18 protein-coding genes are annotated in these 17,259 nt (G+C 30.8%); 12 read left to right on the top strand and 6 right to left on the bottom strand.

The window, feature by feature from the left end; genetic code table 11:
• Nucleotides 1–57: 57 nt before the first annotated feature.
• From JBL43_RS14725 to JBL43_RS14735, 3 genes are all read right to left on the bottom strand, one after another.
• Complete coding sequence (locus tag JBL43_RS14725) at nucleotides 58–942, bottom strand: LysR substrate-binding domain-containing protein (RefSeq protein ID WP_198842164.1); 885 nt, start codon at nucleotides 940–942, stop codon at nucleotides 58–60.
• A 55-nt stretch (nucleotides 943–997) separates the two neighbouring features.
• On the bottom strand, nucleotides 998–1,696 hold the full coding sequence (locus tag JBL43_RS14730; protein WP_198842165.1) for a YARHG domain-containing protein: 699 nt from the start codon (nucleotides 1,694–1,696) through the stop codon (nucleotides 998–1,000).
• 246 nt (nucleotides 1,697–1,942) lie between these two features.
• A complete protein-coding gene (locus tag JBL43_RS14735; protein WP_198842166.1) occupies nucleotides 1,943–3,517 on the bottom strand; it encodes an alpha-L-fucosidase in 1,575 nt (524 codons plus the stop codon).
• Nucleotides 3,518–3,672: 155 nt separating this feature from the next.
• Here JBL43_RS14735 and JBL43_RS14740 point away from each other — a divergent pair, with 155 nt between their 5' ends.
• Nucleotides 3,673–4,251: a peroxiredoxin family protein gene (locus tag JBL43_RS14740; protein ID WP_198842167.1), complete on the top strand. Its 579-nt coding sequence runs from the start codon at nucleotides 3,673–3,675 to the stop codon at nucleotides 4,249–4,251.
• Nucleotides 4,252–4,353: 102 nt separating this feature from the next.
• Here the strand turns inward: JBL43_RS14740 and rlmD are convergent, their stop codons facing one another.
• From rlmD to JBL43_RS14755, 3 genes are all read right to left on the bottom strand, one after another.
• On the bottom strand, nucleotides 4,354–5,763 hold the full coding sequence (rlmD, locus tag JBL43_RS14745; RefSeq protein ID WP_198842168.1) for a 23S rRNA (uracil(1939)-C(5))-methyltransferase RlmD: 1,410 nt from the start codon (nucleotides 5,761–5,763) through the stop codon (nucleotides 4,354–4,356).
• 57 nt (nucleotides 5,764–5,820) lie between these two features.
• Nucleotides 5,821–6,234, bottom strand: a complete 414-nt coding sequence (locus JBL43_RS14750; protein ID WP_198842169.1) for a c-type cytochrome — start codon at nucleotides 6,232–6,234, stop codon at nucleotides 5,821–5,823.
• A 123-nt stretch (nucleotides 6,235–6,357) separates the two neighbouring features.
• Entirely contained in the window at nucleotides 6,358–6,810 is a 453-nt protein-coding gene (locus JBL43_RS14755; RefSeq protein WP_198842170.1) for a c-type cytochrome, read from the bottom strand.
• A gap of 215 nt (nucleotides 6,811–7,025) precedes the next feature.
• Here JBL43_RS14755 and prfA point away from each other — a divergent pair, with 215 nt between their 5' ends.
• The 11 genes from prfA (at nucleotide 7,026) to JBL43_RS14810 (ending at nucleotide 17,231) form a co-directional block, all read left to right on the top strand.
• Nucleotides 7,026–8,102 carry a peptide chain release factor 1 gene (gene prfA / locus JBL43_RS14760; protein WP_198842171.1) on the top strand — a complete coding sequence of 359 codons (1,077 nt, stop codon included), beginning with the start codon at nucleotides 7,026–7,028 and terminating at the stop codon, nucleotides 8,100–8,102.
• 45 nt (nucleotides 8,103–8,147) lie between these two features.
• The gene (locus JBL43_RS14765; RefSeq protein ID WP_198842172.1) at nucleotides 8,148–8,867 is read left to right on the top strand and encodes a DUF6090 family protein; all 720 of its coding nucleotides are present in this window, start codon (nucleotides 8,148–8,150) and stop codon (nucleotides 8,865–8,867) included.
• Nucleotides 8,868–8,986: 119 nt separating this feature from the next.
• A complete protein-coding gene (locus JBL43_RS14770) occupies nucleotides 8,987–9,517 on the top strand; it encodes a DUF6913 domain-containing protein (protein WP_198842173.1) in 531 nt (176 codons plus the stop codon).
• Nucleotides 9,514–10,389 (top strand): 4-hydroxy-tetrahydrodipicolinate synthase, encoded by an 876-nt coding sequence (dapA, locus tag JBL43_RS14775; RefSeq protein ID WP_198842174.1) that lies wholly within the window; start codon nucleotides 9,514–9,516, stop codon nucleotides 10,387–10,389. Before JBL43_RS14770 ends, dapA begins: the two co-directional genes overlap by 4 nt.
• Before the next feature lie 30 nt (nucleotides 10,390–10,419).
• A complete protein-coding gene (locus tag JBL43_RS14780; protein WP_138950630.1) occupies nucleotides 10,420–10,935 on the top strand; it encodes a ferritin in 516 nt (171 codons plus the stop codon).
• Nucleotides 10,936–11,090: 155 nt separating this feature from the next.
• Nucleotides 11,091–11,924, top strand: a complete 834-nt coding sequence (locus JBL43_RS14785; protein ID WP_198842175.1) for an outer membrane protein assembly factor BamD — start codon at nucleotides 11,091–11,093, stop codon at nucleotides 11,922–11,924.
• A complete protein-coding gene (locus JBL43_RS14790) occupies nucleotides 11,914–12,243 on the top strand; it encodes a DNA-directed RNA polymerase subunit omega (RefSeq protein ID WP_198842176.1) in 330 nt (109 codons plus the stop codon). The genes JBL43_RS14785 and JBL43_RS14790 overlap by 11 nt, the downstream gene beginning before the upstream one ends.
• Before the next feature lie 2 nt (nucleotides 12,244–12,245).
• The gene (gene coaBC / locus JBL43_RS14795; protein ID WP_198842177.1) at nucleotides 12,246–13,457 is read left to right on the top strand and encodes a bifunctional phosphopantothenoylcysteine decarboxylase/phosphopantothenate--cysteine ligase CoaBC; all 1,212 of its coding nucleotides are present in this window, start codon (nucleotides 12,246–12,248) and stop codon (nucleotides 13,455–13,457) included.
• Nucleotides 13,429–14,340, top strand: coding sequence for a type IX secretion system protein PorD (gene porD / locus JBL43_RS14800; RefSeq protein ID WP_198842178.1), 912 nt, complete (start codon nucleotides 13,429–13,431; stop codon nucleotides 14,338–14,340). The genes coaBC and porD overlap by 29 nt, the downstream gene beginning before the upstream one ends.
• Nucleotides 14,341–14,483: 143 nt before the next feature.
• Nucleotides 14,484–15,941 carry a sulfatase gene (locus JBL43_RS14805; RefSeq protein WP_233098796.1) on the top strand — a complete coding sequence of 486 codons (1,458 nt, stop codon included), beginning with the start codon at nucleotides 14,484–14,486 and terminating at the stop codon, nucleotides 15,939–15,941.
• Nucleotides 15,942–15,995: 54 nt separating this feature from the next.
• The gene (locus JBL43_RS14810) at nucleotides 15,996–17,231 is read left to right on the top strand and encodes an ATP-binding cassette domain-containing protein (RefSeq protein WP_233098797.1); all 1,236 of its coding nucleotides are present in this window, start codon (nucleotides 15,996–15,998) and stop codon (nucleotides 17,229–17,231) included.
• The last annotated feature ends 28 nt before the right edge of the window (nucleotides 17,232–17,259 follow it).

The following is a 17,259-nucleotide window of genomic DNA, read 5'->3' on the forward strand; positions in this document are numbered from 1 at the left end:
TACAAAAGTAATTTTATCAAATAACTTCTAAGCAAAGTAATATGTTATCTGAGATAACTAATGGTTATAACTCATTCGTATAAATTTTTCAAAATTTTCGATTTTACTTGACTGATAACCAGTTCTTTTTACAAAATAAAACCACCGTTCTATACCTTGGCTATTAATATCTATTATTTTTAATTTGTTATTAATCAGGTCATTATTAATAGCATGTATAGAAAGAAGTGCATAATCATCAGAATGGTATAAATAATTTTTAATGGCTTCTGTACTGTTTAAAGAGACCACACTATTCAGTTTTTTTATGTTATTATCTTTTAAAAACTGATCAATAATGTCCTTAGTACCAGAGCCTTTTTCGCGTTCTATAATAGGTAGATTTTGTAATGTTTTAATATCTATACTACCTTTTTTAAAAGAATTATTTTTGTAATTAGTAACAAGTACGATTTCATCTTTAATAAATTTTTCAAAATGTAACTTTGTATTGGTTACGCTTCCTTCTGTGATGCCAAAATCTATATAATCATTTAATATTAACTCTTCAATGTTGGTAGAATTATCACTAATAATTTCAAATTTTGTTTGCGGAAATTGGGTTCTGAATTTGGCTATTACTTTCGGAATAATATAATTGGATAACGTGGTACTTACACCGAAACTTATAAACTCAGGAAAAAGTTCTTTTTTATGAAGAAATTGTTCCTCCATTTCAGAATATATAGCAAGTATTTTATGAGTATATACAAGAAATGACTTTCCTTCTGCGGTTAGCTCAATTGAGTTTCTCTTTCTTATAAATAATGTAGTTTTATATTCTTCTTCTAAATTTTTTATGGCCTTTGAAACTGCAGGTTGAGAAACAAATAATTGTTCTGCAGCTTTTGTAAAACTTAAGTGCTTAGCAACAATTTTGAATATATGTAACTTGGTTTTCATTGACTTTTATAAAAAAAATATCGGATTTATTTTCGGTTTTGTTATAAGCCGTTTTTTATTCTAATTGTTTAATGAGATTGATATTATAGAGTTCAATTTTTGTCAAAAAACTACTTACGTTTTTATGCTCTGCTCTATACCATTTTTGATTTCTGAAATATTTATCCATTTTTCCATCTTTAATAAAAATGTATCCATACCGTGCATATATTTCATTTTTCATTATTTTTAATTCCTCAGCACTCATTTTTTTTAGCTCATCCTTGCGTAATTTTTTAAAAGACGCTCTTCCATACTTTCCATAATAGATGTTTTCAAATTGAAGTTTTGTCTTTGTTCCTATTTCAAATTCGCTATCTTCAATCCAACTGGTCCAAGGATTATTAATTTTTAATCCATTTAAAAATTCTCCATTTTCAGTTTTATACCTGATGAATTGTCCAGTATGCTGGTCGCTTACAAACGTTCCTCCTTTATCAATTTTAATATTAGTTATGTTTAAATAGTTACTTTTCCTAAGGCCTGTTTTCTCTTCCCAGTATCCGCTTTGAACTTGACCAATTATACCGTCTTCAGTAAAAAACAAATGAAAATCAGATTCACTTTCACTTTCCCCGAAATGATAAGATCCGGCGTATTCAATTTCAAATTTAGGTATCCAATTTGTTAATTCAGAAGCTTTTATTTCTTGTCCTCCCCAATATTGAGCAGCGGTGAAATTTGATATAAATAATAAGATTAGTAATATTCTCATGTTTTTTTTTAATGGCTTACGTTGTTGTATATGGTTTGTTGCGATTTCGTGCGTGTAAATTTCGCTATTAGGTGGTCGAATCCATAGAAAATCTGTAGACTTTTCATAAAATACTAAATAGTTTTAATTGGTAAAAAGAGTGATTAGAAAGATGGTTTCCGAACCGCCCTATACGAGACCTTATGTACAGAGGTGTAAGGGGGTGCTCCCTCAATTGTAAGGTGTTTAGCTACTATTCATAAACGCTTATGGTGTGTTCTTAGAAACTTTTATCGCCCAAGCATGCTCACTAGGTGGGTTTTCTTGAATCGATTTAGGGATCTTTACAATAAATCCTTTATCTCTTTTTTCCCATTTCAATTTTTTATTCACTCCCAGTAAAGTAATTTTAACACCATCATTTGGTTGAAAACTTGAAATGTAAATTTCTGATGGAGGAGTTGTTTCCTCATCATCTGTTGAGTAAATCACATAAATAGCATCTTTCTTTTGTGTAAAATATACCTGTTTTTCTTGATAAGGCTTCATTACACGCGTGTTATAAATAGCTTCACCGTTAATTTTTAGCCATTTTCCCATAGCATAAAGACGTTCAAGATCAATTTCAGAAAAAGTTCCATCAGACTTTGGTCCAACATTAAACTCTATATTTCCATTATGACTGACGCAATCTATTATGGTATTAATAACCTTCTTAGGTGATAGTATATTATCAGGATGCTCATTTTTATTATAGCCATAGCTATTTCCAAAACCTCGCCACATCGCCCATGTTTTTGTGCTATCTATATTAGCATAATATTCTACATGACTAAAATCACCATATACTCCTCTGGTATCGGAAAATCCTTCCTTTTTTTGACCAAAACGATCGTTAATAACAACTTCTTGACCACGAGCTACTGCTTGATTATAATAGTAAGCAAGAATCTGGCGAGATCTCCAGTGAGGGTATGGATAATCCCATTCCCCATCGAAACAAATGTAGTCTGGGTGATACTTATCAATTAACTCTTTAATTTGAGGAATCATAAAATCATCTACATACTCGTTAAGAATACCGTCTTTATCTTCGTCTTTAAGTACCTTTAACCCTTTATAATTGTTTAAATCGTTATTTTCTTTATAAATTGGATTGTTCCATTCATAAAAGGAATAGTAAAATCCTATTTTAATATCATTTTTTCTTGCGGCCTCCACCATTTCTCCATACAAATCGCGTTTAGGCCCCATCTTTTTTGAGTTTCGGTCAGTGTATTTACTGTCAAAAATGCAAAATCCATCATGATGTTTTGAAGTAATAAAAAAGTACTTAACTCCAGCTTTTTTCATGATTTTCATCCACTCGTCTGCATCAAAATTTTTAGCATCAAAACCTTCGATTTCACCAGTTATTAAATTTTTAGTACCATCAATAAAATCATCATAACTGGCATCACCATAGATTTTTTTATGATGTTTTTTTACAGCTTCATTTTGTTTAAGCCACTCCCAATACCATTCTGAATAGGCCACTCCATAAGGTGTGTCTTTTTTTGGTGTCCATCCTGGTACGGCATAAGGTCCCCAATGTGCACTAAGACCTACTTTTCTATCAAGAAACCAATCAGGCATTGGATGCTCCACAAGAGACTTCCATTGAGGTACATAAGGACCTGCTTCAATTACCTCGGCTAACATTGGATGAAGTTCTCCATGTGGTGGATCTTCAGTTGGTACTTGTGCATAAATATATGTACAGCATAGAGAAATGATAATTAATACTGTAATTTTTTGCTTAATAATTTTATTTGTACTTTTCATTAATTTGAGTGTTCTCATATTTTATAATTCATTCTAATCATATGCCATTCAATAATTGTGTAAACGCAATACATTGTGTTTGTACGACAATATACATGCAATATACACAATTTTATTTTTTTTGTAAGGCTGGTTTCTTTTTTCGACTACCTAAAAAAATAAACATAAAATACATGAGAAATTTAACACTAGTTATTGCATTATTTATTTCAACAATTTCATTTTCGCAAATTGATGCTGAACATTTAGAAATAGGAGATGCTGCTCCGGTAATTACCGGAACCGATCAATTTGATAATAAAATAAGCTCTTCAAAAATATTAGAGGACAATAAAATTATTCTTATTTTTTATAGAGGTAATTGGTGTCCTCATTGTAGAAAGCATTTAAAAACATTACAAGAAAACTTAACGGCTTTAAATGAAAAAGGATATGCTGTGGTAGTAGTTACACCTGAAAAGGTAGAAAAAACTAAGGAAACTGCAGAACAGTTTGGAAGTACTTTTTCTATTTTACATGATGTTGATAATACAATAATGAACAATTATAAAGTTGCTTTTGAGGTAAACGAAAAAAGTGTACTTAAAAGTTTTAGTGCAACTCAGAAAAAATTAGCAGAATATAACGAAGAAAATAATAATGTATTACCTGTACCAGCTACATATATTATAAATAAAAAAGGTGAAATTGAGTTTGTACATTACGACCCAAATTACTCTAACCGTTTTGATGTTACTGAGTTATTGAAATAGTAGGAAAACGATAATATATGATATTAAAATTCCAAATGGTTAGCTTAAAAGTAACTATTTGGAATTTTTATTTTAGCACTGAAAAAAGAAGTGACGTTTTGTTTAACGCTTAACTAATAGCACCACATTCTCTACATGATGGGTTTGTGGAAACATATCTACCGCTTGTGTTTTAACAAGCTTATATTTTTCGTCTAATAAGGCTAGATCTCTGGCCTGTGTAGCTGAATTACAACTTACATATACAATTTTTTCGGCTTCAATTTTCAAGAGTTGCTCTATAACATTTTTGTGCATACCATCTCTTGGCGGATCCGTAATAATTACATCTGGTTTACCGTTTTTTGCAATAAATTCATCTGTAAAAACTTTAGCCATATCACCTACAAAAAAGTTAGTATTGTTGATGTTGTTATTTTTGGCATTTTCTTTAGCATCTGCAATAGCTTCAGGTACACTTTCTATTCCTATTACTTTTTTTGCTTGCTTAGAAATAAACTGAGCAATAGTACCTGTACCTGTATACAAATCGTACACCACTTCATTGCCAGATAAATTGGCAAAATCTCTCGTTATTTTATACAATTCATAAGCTTGTGATGAATTAGTTTGGTAAAAGGACTTGGCATTAATTTTAAATTTTAACCCTTCCATTTCCTCAAAAATATGGTCGCGACCTTTAAAGCAAACTATTTCTTGATCATAAAAAGTATCATTAGCTTTCTGATTTACCAAATACTGTAATGAGGTTATTTGTGGAAATTTTTCGGCTACAAAATTCAATAACAATTCTCGTTTTTCTATGTCATCATCATAAAATTGAACTATGAGCATAATTTCTCCATTAGAAGAAATACGAACCATCATGGTACGTAATAATCCACTTTGTTCACGAGGATTAAAAAAACTTAAATTGTTTTCTGTGGCAAATTCTTTAATTGAATTTCTAAGATCATTAGAAGGGTCTTCTTGTAGATGACATTTTTTAATATCTAATATTTTGTCCCACATACCTGCAATATGAAACCCTAGTGCGTTTTTATTTTCAATAGTAACATCAGAGTTTATCTCTTCCAACGTCAACCAACGACTGCTAGAAAATGAAAATTCCATTTTGTTTCTATAAAAATAATGCTTGCTAGCTCCTAAAATGGGTGTAATTTCAGGTAATTCGATATGACCGATCCGTTGTAGATTATTAGTAACTTCCTTTTCCTTGTAGAACAGCTGATCTTCATATTTCATATGTTGCCATTTACAACCACCACAATTTTCAAAGTGTTCGCAAACGGGTGTTGTTCTTTTATCAGAAAAGGTTTTGAAATTAATGGATTTACCTTCGTAGTAGGCCTTACGCTGCTTAAAAGTTTGTACATCAACTACATCTCCAGGTATCGCATTTGATAAAAAAATAACTTTACCATCTGGTGCCTTAGCTACTGATTTACCTTTAGCTCCAGCATCAAGAACTTCAATATCTTCAAAAATTTTATGCTTATTTTTTCTTGCCATTTTGCAAAGGTAAGGGTTTGGTTAGAAATAAATTTTATAAATTAGTTTCAAATGCTACTATTTAGTATGTAATTCATCTACATGCATCATATAAGTAGCAATGGTGTTTAACATTTCATCGGACAACCCTTTAACAAAACCATTGATGTTGTCTTGCATAATAGCAACTTGGCTAGCGGTTGTATCTACAATTGGTTCAGCTTTACCTTTTAAAAAGGCTACGATATTTCCGTTTTTTTCTTTATAAATACGCATAATATCTAGAACAGAAGGACCTATTTTCTTGTTTTTAATATCATGACAAGTAACACATGTTTTTTCGGAGAAGAGTCTATTACCAAGAAAAATTTGAGAGTCTAAACTTAATGGCCCACGTGTTGGGGCTTCTTTTATTTTATCATCAACTGATTTTTTATCAGAAGCACAATTACAGCAAAGTAGCAATACGAAAGCAATTAGAAATAAACGCATGTTTTTTTTGTATTAGTTAGCACTAACAAATATAATTAAATTGGTAATAGCAGTGACGAACTTGCATTAAACAAAAAAGCATCTGCCTTAGGCAGATGCTTTTTTGTTTAATTGATAGATTGCTTATTTACCAGCATCTCTCATGTAAGCAGATAATGCTTGTAATTCTTCAGCACTCATGTCTTTTACAAATCCATCAAGGTTTGCTTTCATTATAGCTACTTGACCAGGGTCAGTATCAACAATAGCATCAGCATTACCTTTTAAAAACTTAACGATATTAGCATCTTTTTCTTCATAAATTTTTATGATGTCTTTTAAAGAAGGGCCAATAACTTTAGTGTCTAAGGCATGACAAGTAGTACAGGTTTTATCTGTAAACAGTTTTTTACCCATAGCTATTTGAGTATCTTTATCAGATGCAGTATCAGTAGTTGTAGTTTCTTTAACTACTTCTTCCTTAACTACTTCTTCTTTTACTTGTTCTACATCCTTTTTAACATCTTCTTTCTTTTTGTCGCCACAACTTGTAGCTATCATTGCTAAAGCGATAAACAGAATTGATAATTTTTTCATAATTTTAGTTTTTAATACAGCGTAAATTTAATTAAATATAAATTTCTAACTAAATAATTGAATACATATTGTAATAGAATTTCTAATTTAGAGATATTCTAAATTATTTATGGTTAGAATTTTAGTTTAGTTGAAAATTATCCTAAAATTTAACTAAATTTGTCAACGGCTAAATTTACTATTTTATTAAAATTAGCTCTTAAAAAAAACAGTAGATGTTAGATAGATTATATATTGTAAAACAACGTTTTGATGAAGTTTCTGATTTAATTATTCAGCCAGATATTATTACTGATCAGAAAAGATATGTAAAACTTAATAAAGAATACAAAGACCTTAAAACTATTGTAGATAAAGGGGAAGAGTATAAAGTTATATTGAGTAGGGTAGATGAGGCAAAAGAAATTATTGATGATGGGTCTGATGCTGAAATGGTGGAGATGGCACAAATGCAATTAGGGGAAGCTTCTGAAAAATTAGAAAAATTAGAGTCAGATATAAAATACATGCTGATACCTAAAGATCCAGAAGATGCAAAAGACGTAATGGTCGAAATTAGAGCGGGTACAGGTGGTGATGAGGCTAGTATTTTTGCAGGAGACCTTTATAGAATGTACACTAAATTCTGTTCAGATAAAGGATGGAAAACCGAATTAGTTGATGTCAGTGAAGGTACTTCAGGTGGTTTTAAAGAGGTTATTTTTAGTATATCAGGTGAAGATGTTTATGGTGATATGAAATTTGAGGCCGGTGTACATCGTGTACAACGTGTACCGCAAACTGAAACCCAAGGTAGAGTGCACACTTCGGCTGCAACCGTGATGGTTTTACCAGAAGCTGAAGAGTTTGACGTAGAACTTGATATGAAAGATGTAAAAATTATTAGAACAACATCTACAGGTCCTGGTGGGCAGAGTGTAAATACTACGTATTCTGCAATTCAACTGAAACACATTCCTACTGGTATTGAGGCAAAGTGTCAAGATCAGAAATCGCAACATAAAAATTTAGAAAAAGCTATTAAAGTATTACGTTCTAGATTATACGAATCTGAATTGGCAAAAAAACAAGCTGCTGACTCCATAAAACGTAAAAGTATGGTTTCGAGTGGTGATAGATCTGCAAAAATTAGAACGTATAATTATCCTCAAGGTCGTGTTACTGAGCATAGAATTGGATTAACTCTTTACGATTTAAGTAATATTATTAATGGTGACATCCATAAAATTGTTGAAGAATTAAAACTTGCTGAAAATGCTGAAAAATTGAAAGAATCAGGCGAAATACTATAAATTACTACAGACTTTTTTTATATTTAACGGACAATAGTTACAATAATGAAATTATTTTCAAAAGCCAGAAATCAATTAGTGAAAACTTCTGGTTTTAGTAAATATTTAGTATATGCCTTTGGCGAAATTATTCTAGTCGTTACTGGTATTTTGATAGCTCTATCAATTAATAATTGGAGTGAAGATAAAAAACAAACAAAAAATTTAGATAATATTTTACATATTTTTAGAAGTGATATAGTTAGAGATACTACAAGAGCTGACTATATAATTAAATATTATAAAAAGCAAGATTCCGTGGGTAGGTTAGCCCTTAGCGATAGTATTTCTAAAGATTTTTATAAAAAAAATGGAGATCTTCAATCTATTATTTTTACAGGTATTCCGTTAGCAATTACTAGAAATGGTTATGACCTACTTAAAAATTATAGTTATGATGTAGAGATAGCTCAAGATTCTACAGTGGTGTACGGATTGGCTTTGTACAATGAAATTAACGCAAGTTTTATAGACTTAAATACGAAAATTGAAAAGGATGTTTATGAAAACACCTTAAATATGAAAGAGAATTATAATTTTGCCGCTGATATGTACATGAGAAGAGAAAATCAAAAGGCAAGAGATTATTTTAAGTCTGATGACTTTAAGAACCGATTAGCGTTGAATCTACAATTGAAAGCTCAAGGAGCTGTAAGCTTATTGCAAGGATTTAATGCGGCTTCTAAAATGCTATTAGAGAAGATGGATAAGCGTTTAAATAATTAAATTTCAATTATTATACTTGTTTAAATACTAACGTATATAAACTATTCGTTTAATTTGAATACATTACCTTTAGTTTACAACCCGAATTATTAATTTTGCCTTACAATTGTTAGAAACCAATGAATTTTACAGGTTTAAAAAAGAAAACAGCTGCACAGTATTATCAAAAACAATTAAAAAAATTAAAAAGTACAAATGATAATATTCCGACAAAAATAAAAACAATTGGCGTGTTGGCCGATTCGCGATTATTTGGTGGTTATGATATTTCTAGAAATTTGAGTCAGAAATTAAAAATGCCTCATAAAAGCTTAGAAATTATCATTTTTGAAAACCTAAAAGACGATTTTGTAACGCAACATTACAATACCTTTTCTGAAAAGGATTTGGGAATGTTTGGTAAACCAAAAGCATCTAATGTATTAGATTTCGTAAATGCTGATTATGATTTGTTAATCAATTATTGTAGTCATTCAAGTATTTACACAAATATATTATCAATGCGATCACAAGCGAAATTTAAAGTGAGTTTTGCCAATGAAGAATTACAAAATTTGTATGATTTTACCATTGCTGTTGAAGGAAATAAAATTGATGTTTTTAACGATGAGTTAGCAAAGTATTTACAGATTTTTAATTTAATAGAATGACACAATTTTATGGTACTGGAGCGGCTCTAGTAACTCCTTTTAAAGTAGATAAATCAGTTGATTATGAGGCTTTAGTAAGACTCGTTAATTTTCAGATTGACAATGGTATTGACTATTTAGTGGTTATGGGAACTACTGGAGAACCTGCAACGTTAACGAATGATGAAAAACAGAAAGTAATAAAGACGGTTGTTGAAGTAAACAATGGTCAGTTACCTTTGGTTATTGGTATTGGTGGTAACAATACGCAAGCTGTTATCAATGAAATACAAGAAACGGATTTATCAGCATTTGATGCTATTCTTTCTGTTTCTCCGTATTACAACAAACCTACGCAAGAAGGAATTTATCAGCACTTTAAGGCGATTGCATCCATAAGTTCTAAACCAATTATTATATATAACGTGCCTAGTAGAACAGGGGTGAGCATGACTCCAACAACGATCTTAAGATTAGCTTCTGATTGTTCAAATATTATTGGTGTAAAAGAAGCCTCTGGTGATATGGATCAGGCATTTAAGTTGCTGCAAAATAAACCAGAAGGATTTTTAGTTTTATCTGGTGATGATATGGTTGCATTACCAATGGTATTAATGGGTGGTGCTGGAGTAATCACTGTAATTGGTCAAGGCATTCCAGGTGATTTTTCTAAAATGATAAAATTAGCTTTAGAAGGTAAAAGTAAGGAGGCCTCTAAGTTGCATTTTAAATTAATGAATAGTATATATTATATTTTTGAAGAGGGTAACCCAGCAGGAATTAAAGCTTTACTTCAAAAACGTTCCATTTGTGAATCTTCGGTAAGACTTCCTTTGGTAGAAGCGAGTGCGGAATTGCAAGAAAAAATTAGTAACTTTATCGATAATTATTAATAAAGTTAAACGTAGAAAAATAGATAAAAAATGTTGATTAAAGAAGTAGAAAAAGCCCTGAATGAGCAAATAACAATAGAAGCAGAGTCTTCTCAAATTTATTTGGCAATGGCATCTTGGGCAGAAGTAAAAGGATTAGAAGGTGTTGCTGAGTTTATGTATGCACAATCTGATGAAGAAAGACAACATATGCTAAAATTAGTAAAATATATTAATGAAAGGGGAGGGCATGCTAAAGTTTCCCAGTTGAACGCACCTTCATCTTCATTTGGTTCTTTCAAAGAAATGTTTGAAACCTTATTTAAACACGAAGTTCATGTTTCTGAAAGTATAAATGAATTGGTACATATTTGTCTTCAGGTTAAAGATTATGCTACACATAATTTTTTACAGTGGTATGTGGCTGAACAGATTGAAGAAGAGGCTGTTGCGAGAAATATTCTTGATAAAATCAACTTGATTGGTGATGATAAAGGAGGGTTGTATTTATTTGATAATGATATAAAGCAACTTACCGTTCAGTCTTCAGTTCAAATACAACCTTAAAGTTATATTTCGTACTATTAACAAAGTTTTAGTAATCATTATTCTAACAATAAAATAACAAATTTTACATTTGCTTTTCGCTTAAAGCGATGCTCTACGATGAGCTATTAAAAAATAGTTTTTATTAATTAGTTTTAAATAAGTACTTTTGCAAAATGTTTAGAATAAAACAACTTGGTTTATTGGTTATCATTGCGGTGACTTTTTCAGCTTGTAGTGAATACCATAAGGTGTTAAACAAAGGCACAACTGAAGATCAGTATAAATTGGCTACTCAACTATTTGAAGAGGGTAGTTATAATAAATCCATTAACTTATTTGAGAAGGTAATTCCAAAATATGGTGCGAAACCTCAAATGGAGCGTATCCAATATATGGTGGGTGAAGCAAATTTTAAAACAAAAAGTTATGAATTAGCCGCTTATTATTTTGAACGTTTTATTGGAAACTATCCTTCGAGTTCGAAAATAGAAGATGCTACTTTCTTAGCAGCACAAAGTTATTATTATGATTCACCAAAATCAAGTAGAGATCAGGCAAATACACACAAGGCGTTAACTGCTCTGCAAAATTTTATTGATAAATTTCCGGAATCTGAGAAAATTAAAGAAGCAAATCAGTATTATGATGATTTAGCTACAAGATTAGAGAAAAAAGCATTTGACATTGCTAAACAGTATTATATTACAGAAAAATATCAAGCTGCAATTATGGCTTTTGATATTTTTATTGAAGATAATTTTGGTACAGAATATAAAGAAGAAGCACTTGCTTATAAGTTTTTGGCAGCTTATAAATTGGCAATGAACAGTGCAGAATTTAAAAAAGAAGAACGTATTACTAATGCGACCGCTTCTTTTGATAGATTAAAGAAAAACTTTCCTGAATCAGAAAGGTTAAAAGAGTTTTCTTCTAAAGTAGAAGATTTGAATAAAGAGTTAGAAAAGTTAAAAGAACTATACGCAAAATATACTAAAAATGGATTATAAAAATTCTGAAGCACCGCTATCTACTATTACTTATGATAGAAGTAAAATTGAAGCACCTACTCATAACATTTATGAGTCAATTTCAATAATGGCAAAAAGGGCTAATCAAATTAATGAAGACCTTAAAAAGGAACTTATTGATAAGTTAGAAGAATTTGCTACACATAATGATAGCTTAGAAGAAGTTTTTGAAAATAAAGAACAAATTGAGGTTTCTCGTTTTTACGAAAAATTACCTAAACCTACAGCAATGGCAGTTGAAGAATGGTTACATGGTGATATCTATTACAGAAACCCAGAAGAAACTGAAGCTAAGTAATAATGTCTGTTTTAAGCGGTAAAAATATTCTTTTGGGGGTAACCGCAGGAATCGCTGCTTATAAAACCACCTACTTAGTTAGACTTTTTATAAAAGCAGGAGCTCATGTGAAAGTTGTCATGACTCCTGCTTCTAAAGATTTTGTTACTCCACTCACACTTTCTACACTTTCCAAAAATCCAGTTTATTCTACTTTTTACGATAAAGATGATGAGAATGAAATATGGAACAACCATGTTGATTTAGGTCTATGGGCAGATCTTGTTGTAATAGCTCCGGCAACAGCAAATACCATGTCCAAAATGGCAAATGGAATTTGCGATAACTTGTTGCTAGCTACTTATTTGTCCTCTAAATGTAAAGTTTATTTTGCCCCGGCAATGGATTTAGACATGTACAAACACAATTCAACCAAAGATAATTTACAAAAATTAGAAACTTTTGGAAATATTATGATTCCCGCTGAAATTGGTGAATTGGCTAGTGGTTTAGAAGGTGAAGGTAGAATGGCTGAACCTGAAAATATTTTAGCTTTTATTGAAAACCACATAATTTCAGGATTACCTTTACGGAATAAAAAAGTACTTATTACAGCCGGACCAACGTATGAAGCTATTGATCCTGTTCGTTTTATTGGTAATCATTCTTCTGGTAAAATGGGGTTCGAATTAGCAAAAGAAGCTGCGAATCTAGGAGCAGAGGTTATTTTAATTTCTGGTCCATCCAATGAAAGTATAAAACATGCGTTAATTAAGAGGATAGATGTTGTAACTGCTGAAGAAATGTATACAGCGGTACATGAACATTATGCAACGTGTAATATAGCAATATTGTCTGCAGCAGTAGCTGATTTTAAACCAGATCATGCTGCAGTTGATAAAATAAAAAAGATAGATGCCGTATTAAATATTAATTTAGTACCAACTAAGGATATATTGGCTTCTCTTGGGGAAGCTAAAAAGCATCAATTTTTAGTCGGTTTTGCTTTGGAAACTTCTAATGAATTAGAAAATGCTAAAGGTAAATTAAGACGTAAAAATCTTGATTTAATAGTATTAAATTCACTAAATGATAAAGGAGCAGGTTTTAAAAAAGCCACCAATAAAATAACGCTTATTGATACTGAGGAAAAGTGTCAACGTTTTGAAACAAAGTCAAAAACAGAAGTCGCAAAAGATATTTTTAATGAAATACTCAAAAAGCATCAAGCATAGTATATTATTCGTATTATTTTTATGTGCTACTTTTAAAATGAGTGGTCAAGAATTGAATGCTCTTGTCATTGTAAATTCAGATCAAGTTCAAAGTAGTAATAAACAATTATACGATAATCTGCAGGCTTCAATTTCAGATTACATTAATAACACAAAATGGACTGATAAAAATTATAAACCTCAAGAACGTATAAATTGTGCCATTACATTAACTATATTAGAGCAACCCTCAACTAATGATTTTAAAGGTAATATTTCCATTATTGCTACACGGCCAGTATATAACTCTACTTATCAAAGTCCCATTTTAAATTATAAAGACAATAACTTGTCGTTTAATTATACTGAATTTCAAAACTTGATTTATAACGAAAATAGTTTCCAATCTAATTTAGTTTCTATTCTTACTTTTTATGTTTACACCGTTTTAGGTATTGATGCGGACTCTTTTGAGCTTAATGGTGGTGAAGAATATCATAAACAAGCTGAAAAAGTAGTAAACCTTGCTCAACAAGGAGGTTTTTCTGGTTGGAATAGAATAGATGGTAATAATACGAGATATCAATTAAATGAGAACATTTTATCTCCAACGTATAAGGACTTTAGAACTGCACTTTATAAATATCACTTAGATGGGTTAGATCTTATGAGTGAAGATAAGAAAACAGCCAAATCAAATATTAGTGATGCAGTTCTGCTTTTAAATAATATTTATAATACTCGCCCCAATGCTTTTTTATTACGAGTTTTTATGGATACTAAATCGGATGAAATTGTTGATATATTTTCAGATGGTCCACGAATTAATGCGGTAAAACTTAAAGAGACTTTACTTAAAATTTATCCCTCGTATAACGAAAAATGGGATCAAATTAAAATCTAAAATATCAATCGAATTTCCTGTTTAGTGTATTAAAAATTGTATTTATGCTTATCTTAGCGTAATAATTCAATTTTAATTTGATCTTCTCATATATTTTGTACTTAAAAATAATTTCAAAAAGAGTATTTGTCATTTTCATAATTTTGTTAGTTTCAAGTTGTGTAAGTAAGACAGGTAATAATAACACCAAACCAAAAGCGATAAAGAACCCAAATGTTGTATTTATAGCTGTTGACGATTTACGTCCGGAATTAGGTTGTTATGATAATGCCATAATAAAGTCGCCTAACATAGATAATTTAGCTTCAGAAGGTTTAGTGTTTACAAACCATTTTGTACAGGTTCCTACATGTGGAGCATCAAGATATAGTCTAATGACTGGTCTTAGACCTAAAAAAACATCTCATCTCTTAAATAATGCATTTGAAAGTGAAATGGGCCATAAGTTAGATACCATTCAACCAGAATCTTTTGTACATCAATTTAAAAAGAACGGGTATTATACTGTTGGTATTGGTAAAATGAGCCATTCTGCTGATGGATTGGTGTATGGTTATGAAGAAGCCCCGTCTGCCATAAAAGAAATGCCAAATAGTTGGAACGAGTTTCTCTTCAATAGTGGTAAATGGAAAACCGGATGGAATGCCTTTTTTGCTTATGCCAATGGAGAGAATAGACAGAGCCTTAAAAGACAGGTTAAACCTTATGAATCTGGAGATGTAGATGATAATGGTTATCCTGATGGACTAACTGCTGAGTTAGCTATTGCTAAATTAAAAGAATTAAAAAATAAGAATAATCCTTTTTTTCTTGGTGTAGGTTTTTTTAAACCACACTTACCCTTTAATGCTCCCAAAAAATACTGGGATCTTTATGATAGAAGTGATATGCCACTGGCACCGAACCCATTTATCCCAAAAAATGTAAATAAGAATAGTCTTCAGAAAAGTGGTGAGTTTAATGGATATCAACTTACTGATGAAAAAGCCGGATTAACTAAGCCATTGTCAGATGCGTATTCAAAAAAATTGACACATGCATATTATGCCGCTGTTAGTTATGTTGATGCTCAAATTGGTAAAATTATTACTGAGATTAAGGCACTTGGTTTGGATGAAAATACAATTGTTGTAATTTGGGGCGATCATGGTTGGCATTTGGGAAATGATTTAGTTTGGGGGAAACACACACTGTTCGATGTCGCCTTAAGAAGTGCTCTTATCATAAAAGTACCAGGAACGATGTCACAAGGGAAAAAGGTGAATACAGTTGTAGAATCTGTAGATATTTACCCAACCTTAATGGAATTATGTGGAATCTCTGCTGATTACCCACTTGATGGAAAGAGCTTAGTAAATACTATTTCTAACCCTGATACTATTCAAAATAGTGTTGCTTACAGTTATTTTAATAATGGAATTTCTATGAGAACCAATCAATATCGACTTACTAAATATTGGAGAACTGAAGAGCCTACATTGGAATTGTATGATCATGATAAGGACCCTTGGGAGACAAAAAATATTGCAAAAGAAAATCCTGAAATTGTTAGACTTTTATTGCCTTTATTAGCCAAAGGAAATACAGGTCTGTATAATTAGACGGTCAATAATTTTCGAGTAAATATTCACATAACATAGAAAAGTACTTAAGCATTGAAATCAATACAACACTTCGCCATATTAATTAGTAATCGAGTCAATAAAAAGGAATTAATTAATAGAATTTTATCTCAAAATATATACGGACAATTGGCCGTATTTAATAAATCGAAAGGGGTATTATTTTCTGACATTGCAATTGCTGATTTTATTGCCAAAGAACATAGATATCATACTATAGAAATAACAACATCTGAAAAGAGACAATTAAATACCTTTTCTTCTGGAGAGCGGAGAAAAGCCTTTTTAAAATACTGTCTAGCTCAAAAGCCAGATTATATTATTTTCGATAACCCATTTGATCATTTAGATCATCAATCAAGAATAGATTTAGGAGATCAGTTGATAGAGTTATCTCAAACAATATCAATTATTCAATTGGCAAATCGAGATGAAAATATGCTTCCATTTATAAAAGAGAAATGGTATTTAGAAGATAATAATTTTTTGTTTTCAGAAATAAAAAAAACACCTAGAATAAAAACGACCACGTTAAATTCCGAAATTCCTGGCTCTTTATTATCATTTAGTCAAGATTATAAAAGTGTTGTAAAATTTGAAGATGTTTCGGTAAGTTATAATGATAAGGTAATTGTAAAAGATATAACTTGGGATGTTAAAAAGGGTGAGTTTTGGCAATTAATTGGACCAAATGGATCTGGGAAAAGTACTATTCTATCTTTAATAACAGGCGATAATCCAAAAGCGTATGGTCAAAACATATCTATTTTCGGTAAAAAGAAAGGAACTGGTGAAAGTATTTGGGATATCAAAAGTAGGATAGGTCATTTTTCGACTAATATAGCAGAATTGTTTAAAAGAAATCAAACCGTTGAACACATGGTTTTATCAGGTTTTTTTGATTCCATTGGTTTATATAAAGAACCTTCAGATTTACAGCAACACAAAGCGGAACAATGGTTGGAGATTATTGATATGACTCAATTAAAAGATACCTATTTCAATAGATTGACACTGGGGCAACAGAGGTTGGTGTTGATAGTTAGAGCATTAGTGAAACAGCCGCCATTGTTAATTTTAGATGAACCGATAGAGGGGCTTGATCAAGAAAATTCCAACTTGGTTACGCAACTAATAAATACTTTAATAGAAAAAACGAAAATTACAATACTTTATGTTTCGCATACCATTGAAAAATCATTGGAACCCACTAATATTTATGAATTAATACCATCTGAAAATGGTTCAAGCGGACAATTATTATTATAGATTTGAATTTTTAACACTATTTTTCATA

Origin of the sequence: Aureibaculum flavum (assembly GCF_016406085.1) — a bacterium.
Taxonomy (GTDB): domain Bacteria; phylum Bacteroidota; class Bacteroidia; order Flavobacteriales; family Flavobacteriaceae; genus Aureibaculum; species Aureibaculum flavum.

Bases quoted from the DNA above. Each gene is read 5' to 3' on its own strand.
- coaBC (WP_198842177.1), top strand. From the start codon at position 12,246: ATGTCTGTTTTAAGCGGTAAAAATATTCTTTTGGGGGTAACCGCAGGA.
- JBL43_RS14735 (WP_198842166.1), bottom strand. From the start codon at position 3,517: ATGAGAACACTCAAATTAATGAAAAGTACAAATAAAATTATTAAGCAA.
- JBL43_RS14725 (WP_198842164.1), bottom strand. From the start codon at position 942: ATGAAAACCAAGTTACATATATTCAAAATTGTTGCTAAGCACTTAAGT.
- JBL43_RS14785 (WP_198842175.1), top strand. From the start codon at position 11,091: ATGTTTAGAATAAAACAACTTGGTTTATTGGTTATCATTGCGGTGACT.
- JBL43_RS14740 (WP_198842167.1), top strand. From the start codon at position 3,673: ATGAGAAATTTAACACTAGTTATTGCATTATTTATTTCAACAATTTCA.
- JBL43_RS14780 (WP_138950630.1), top strand. From the start codon at position 10,420: ATGTTGATTAAAGAAGTAGAAAAAGCCCTGAATGAGCAAATAACAATA.
- prfA (WP_198842171.1), top strand. From the start codon at position 7,026: ATGTTAGATAGATTATATATTGTAAAACAACGTTTTGATGAAGTTTCT.
- JBL43_RS14730 (WP_198842165.1), bottom strand. From the start codon at position 1,696: ATGAGAATATTACTAATCTTATTATTTATATCAAATTTCACCGCTGCT.
- rlmD (WP_198842168.1), bottom strand. From the start codon at position 5,763: ATGGCAAGAAAAAATAAGCATAAAATTTTTGAAGATATTGAAGTTCTT.
- JBL43_RS14750 (WP_198842169.1), bottom strand. From the start codon at position 6,234: ATGCGTTTATTTCTAATTGCTTTCGTATTGCTACTTTGCTGTAATTGT.
- JBL43_RS14770 (WP_198842173.1), top strand. From the start codon at position 8,987: ATGAATTTTACAGGTTTAAAAAAGAAAACAGCTGCACAGTATTATCAA.
- JBL43_RS14755 (WP_198842170.1), bottom strand. From the start codon at position 6,810: ATGAAAAAATTATCAATTCTGTTTATCGCTTTAGCAATGATAGCTACA.
- dapA (WP_198842174.1), top strand. From the start codon at position 9,514: ATGACACAATTTTATGGTACTGGAGCGGCTCTAGTAACTCCTTTTAAA.
- porD (WP_198842178.1), top strand. From the start codon at position 13,429: ATGAAATACTCAAAAAGCATCAAGCATAGTATATTATTCGTATTATTT.
- JBL43_RS14790 (WP_198842176.1), top strand. From the start codon at position 11,914: ATGGATTATAAAAATTCTGAAGCACCGCTATCTACTATTACTTATGAT.
- JBL43_RS14765 (WP_198842172.1), top strand. From the start codon at position 8,148: ATGAAATTATTTTCAAAAGCCAGAAATCAATTAGTGAAAACTTCTGGT.